The organism is Bradyrhizobium sp., assembly GCF_049512235.1.
In the GTDB taxonomy this organism is placed as follows: Bacteria; Pseudomonadota; Alphaproteobacteria; order Rhizobiales; family Xanthobacteraceae; genus Bradyrhizobium.
The window spans coordinates 1-2,791 of sequence record NZ_JBEKXH010000692.1 but is presented as its reverse complement, the minus strand read 5'-3'; the positions used below and the strand labels follow the sequence as shown (position 1 = coordinate 2,791).

Below are 2,791 nucleotides of genomic sequence, written 5' to 3'. Positions count from 1 at the left end.
CTGGCCAGCCTCGGTCAGGCTGAGGTTGCGCGAAGTTCGATGCAGGAGCTGCGCGCGCAGATGTTCCTCGAGCGCGGCGATTTGCTTGCTGACGGCCGGCTGACCGATATTCGCCTCGCGCGCAACGGCGGAGAAACTGCCCGTCTCCACCACCCGAACGAACAAGCGCATCGCGTCAAGCCGATCCATCAGCATTCTCCCTTGGAATAGATGAGATGCCACGGCGCGGCCTTTCGCGCGAGCCCTTTCGGGTCGATCTGCGGACAAGCACCCCTCGAACCCGGTCAGGAATTCGCGCCATGACTGCTTCGTTCTCGCCGTTTCAGCTTGGACCCCATGCGCTGGCCCATCGCGTCGTGATGGCGCCGCTGACCCGGATGCGCACGGACCCAGGCGAAGTGCCGACGCCGCTGATGGCGACCTGCGGTAGCATCGCGAACCGCGCGCATTCTGCTGGAGATCACCGAAGCCGTCAGCGCGGTTTGGGGCTGCGGCGCGTTGGCGTCAGGCTCTCCCCGGCCGGCCAATATGGCTCGATGTCGGACAGCGATCCGGCCGCCACGCCAATTTTGTTAACTTCCAAACACCGGCTCGACTCCAGCCTCATCCATCTCTTGCTTCAGCTTTCGGAAATGCCGCGTCGTTCCCGCGCCAATCCGAACAGCGAAACGTACTCCCGCTGAAACCTCCCACTTCCACTGGCATGACGATGACCTGCGGACAGCGGTTGGTCGGATTGATGGTTGCGACAGTCGCCAGATGTCCGTGTTTGATCAGGGCCCGCGCTACGCGATTATCTTGATCGGCGTCCGAATCGCGGCGGCAGCATCAATTCGAGCCGGCCGCCGGCTTCGGTCTGGAATTCCCAGAACGCATAGAGCGTGTCGCTGAGCTTCTTGGCGCGCCGGCGCTCGAACGATGCGACTTCGATCGCGCCACCCCAGCGGTCAACCAGGTTTGCCCCGCTGAAATGCTCAAGGCCGGCCGCCTCGGCCGCCATCAGCATGGCAAAGAGGACAGCCGTGAGTTCGTCGGACGCAGAGAATCTGCGCGAGGTATATCGCATTACCTCTCATTTGCCGCAGGGAATGCGTCAACCTCGGTGCTGGTAAAGGTTTCTTGCTCGCCGCTCTCAACACGGGCGGGCGGCGTGACTTCCTCGCTCGGTGTCTTTGTCATCAGGTCACGGCTTTCTTCTTCGGCTTGGCTCGGGCCGGTTCTGCGACAAGCCGGATTCCCATGGCCCCGATGACCCGCAGGACGGTTGCGAACTCCGGGTTGCCATTCTCGCCGAGTGTCTTGTAAAGCCCTTCTCTGGTCACGCCAGCGGCCTTTGCGATCTCGCTCATACCCTGCGCGCGAGCGACGAGGTTGAGGGCGTCACGGACTTCGGCGGGATCACCATCGGCAAGAACGATGTTCAGATACTCCGCGCGTGCCTCCGGTGTGCGAAGGTGCTCGGCGGCGTCGAACTTCTTTAGTTTGCTGACTTTCATCCTTAGTCCTCCAATGTCTCTGCGATTTCCTTGGCCTTCCGAATGTCCTTACTCTGGGTCCGCTTGTCGCCGCCGCAGAGTAGGATGACGACGGACTTGCCGCGCCGGGTGTAGTAAACCCGGTATCCCGGCCCGTGGTCGATGCGAAGCTCGCTAACCGCGCCACCGACCGACTTAGCATCGCCGAAGTTTCCAGCGGCAACCCGGCTGATCCGGCGAACGATCTGCAAGCGGGCGCGCTGATCGCTCAGGGCAGCGAGCCAGTTGGTGAAATCAGGTGTTTCGCGAACATCGATCATGCAGTACCTGTAATCTATAGATTACAAGTACGCAAGCGGAAATGTAATCTATATATTACAAATTAGCAGCGGGCGCGAACACCTGCGGCTGCGGGGCGCTAGGTTGGGGTCGCGATAATAGCCCGCCGGCGAAACCCCGAGCACGTCATATAGAATCCTCACCGGATAGTCCGCACGGCGATCTTCGATGAAACGGAATCGATCGATGCGAGAGACGCGGCACGCTACGCAGCTCGTTTCATACTTCGACTTTCCCGCTTTCTCCCGGCTGCCCTCATAGAGTTCGAACGCTCGATGCGATGGCATGAATTAGTCGGTGGGGTTACGAGATCTGCGACGCCAAACTCGGTCGCCATTGGGGTAGAGCCGACATGGCGGGGCCTGCCGCCGGCCCGAGCGTGTGGCGACTGACCCATTGCAGACCTGGCTGTGGAGCAAGTGTGATTGCACCGCAGCTCGGCTTGCGACGGATCGGCGCTGCCATATAGTGGCAGCATGCACCCGTTCGAATAGACCCGTCTAAGGCACCAAAATGGCGTCCGCTGCCAAGACGCTTCGCGTCAGTTTTGTGCAATGTCGCGGCACGCCTTACGAAGTCGGCCGCGCTCAGGCTGATGCTTTTGCGCTCACACGCAAGGGTAAGGCGTTTCTCCGTAGGAAGGTGCGGCTGCCGTGGTGGTTCAACATTCGAACCGAGGAGGGCGCGTTCAAGGCTTACGCCCCCGCGCTATGGGAGGAGATCGGCGGGATCGCCGATGGGCTGAACATCCCGATGGAGCAAGCGGTCACGTATTTCGGAAACGACAGCTTGCGGATGCCGACCGGCGGTTGCTCGGCGGTCATCAGCGGTAGCGTGTATGGCCGCAACTATGACTTCCGGCCGCGAGGGTATGAGGCGCGCTTCGCCCTCGTGCAGGCGCGCGGCAGCTACGCCAGCATCGGCGGCAGCCATCAGTTGACCGGGCGGCTGGACGGCATGAACGAGCACGGGCTCAC

Annotated in this window: 6 protein-coding genes; 2 read left to right on the top strand and 4 right to left on the bottom strand. The window is 61.6% G+C overall.

Annotated features, from left to right (window positions below; all coding sequences use genetic code 11):
* The coding region (locus ABSG20_RS34020; RefSeq protein WP_423868822.1) for a helix-turn-helix domain-containing protein at positions 1-189 on the bottom strand (189 nt) is incomplete at its 3' end.
* Between the two features lie 170 nt (positions 190-359).
* On the opposite strand from ABSG20_RS34020, the gene ABSG20_RS34015 reads away from it, so the two are divergent.
* A complete protein-coding gene (locus ABSG20_RS34015) occupies positions 360-683 on the top strand; it encodes a hypothetical protein (RefSeq protein WP_423868821.1) in 324 nt (107 codons plus the stop codon).
* A 110-nt stretch (positions 684-793) separates the two neighbouring features.
* On the opposite strand, the gene ABSG20_RS34010 is transcribed toward ABSG20_RS34015, so the two are convergent.
* From ABSG20_RS34010 to ABSG20_RS34000, 3 genes are all read right to left on the bottom strand, one after another.
* Entirely contained in the window at positions 794-1,066 is a 273-nt protein-coding gene (locus tag ABSG20_RS34010; RefSeq protein WP_423868820.1) for a hypothetical protein, read from the bottom strand.
* A gap of 112 nt (positions 1,067-1,178) precedes the next feature.
* Positions 1,179-1,496, bottom strand: coding sequence for an addiction module antidote protein (locus ABSG20_RS34005; protein WP_423868819.1), 318 nt, complete (start codon positions 1,494-1,496; stop codon positions 1,179-1,181).
* A 2-nt stretch (positions 1,497-1,498) separates the two neighbouring features.
* Positions 1,499-1,795: a type II toxin-antitoxin system RelE/ParE family toxin gene (locus ABSG20_RS34000; RefSeq protein ID WP_423868818.1), complete on the bottom strand. Its 297-nt coding sequence runs from the start codon at positions 1,793-1,795 to the stop codon at positions 1,499-1,501.
* 532 nt (positions 1,796-2,327) lie between these two features.
* Between ABSG20_RS34000 and ABSG20_RS33995 the strand changes: the two genes are divergently transcribed.
* Positions 2,328-2,791: C45 family autoproteolytic acyltransferase/hydrolase (locus ABSG20_RS33995; protein ID WP_423868817.1), on the top strand; the 464-nt coding region annotated here is incomplete at its 3' end.

Bases quoted from the DNA above. Each gene is read 5' to 3' on its own strand.
- ABSG20_RS34005 (WP_423868819.1), bottom strand. From the start codon at position 1,496: ATGAAAGTCAGCAAACTAAAGAAGTTCGACGCCGCCGAGCACCTTCGC.
- ABSG20_RS34000 (WP_423868818.1), bottom strand. From the start codon at position 1,795: ATGATCGATGTTCGCGAAACACCTGATTTCACCAACTGGCTCGCTGCC.
- ABSG20_RS34010 (WP_423868820.1), bottom strand. From the start codon at position 1,066: ATGCGATATACCTCGCGCAGATTCTCTGCGTCCGACGAACTCACGGCT.
- ABSG20_RS34015 (WP_423868821.1), top strand. From the start codon at position 360: ATGGCGCCGCTGACCCGGATGCGCACGGACCCAGGCGAAGTGCCGACG.